1 pseudogene is annotated in these 760 nt (G+C 40.7%); it reads left to right on the top strand.

The window, feature by feature from the left end:
* Positions 1 to 760: pseudogene (locus tag IAI56_RS15845) on the top strand (hypothetical protein); the annotation flags it as partial.

Below are 760 nucleotides of genomic sequence, written 5' to 3'. Positions count from 1 at the left end.
TACGACTTTAACCTTTACAGGAACACCAAATGCTACAGTAACGTACAACATCAATGGTGGAACGAACCAAACAATAACCTTAAACGCAGCAGGAACAGCTACGATAGTAGTAAGTCCAACAACAACAGGAACGATAAATATAGTAAGTGTAACCAGTTCCGGAACACCAAGTTGTACCAATCCACAAACAAGTAGTATTCCAATCACAGTTTTACCATTACCAACTGCGAGTGTAACGGCCAATCCAAGTACTATTTGTCAAAATGGAACCACAACTTTAACTTTTACAGGAACACCAAATGCAACAGTAACGTACAACATCAATGGTGGAACAAACCAAACGATAACACTAAACGCAGCAGGAACAGCTACGATAGTAGTAAGTCCAACAGCAACAGGAACAATCAATATAGTAAGTGTAGCTAGTTCAGGAACACCAAGTTGTACCAATCCACAAACGAGTAGTATTCCAATCACGGTTTTACCATTACCAACAGCAAGTGTAACGGCCAATCCAACAACGATTTGTGAAAACGGAACCACGACTTTAACCTTTACAGGAACACCAAATGCTACGGTAACGTACAACATCAATGGTGGAACGAACCAAACGATAACACTCAACGCATCAGGAACAGCCACGATATCAGTAAGTCCAACGACAACAGGAACGATAAACATAGTTAGCGTAGCAAGTTCAGGAACACCAAGTTGTATCAATCTACAACCGAGTAGTATTCCGATTACAGTATTGCCATTG

The sequence above is a fragment of the Flavobacterium macrobrachii genome (assembly GCF_014486675.1).
GTDB lineage: Bacteria > Bacteroidota > Bacteroidia > Flavobacteriales > Flavobacteriaceae > Flavobacterium > Flavobacterium macrobrachii.
Note: the sequence above shows the minus strand (reverse complement) of the source record. Positions and strands in the feature narration are given on the sequence as shown.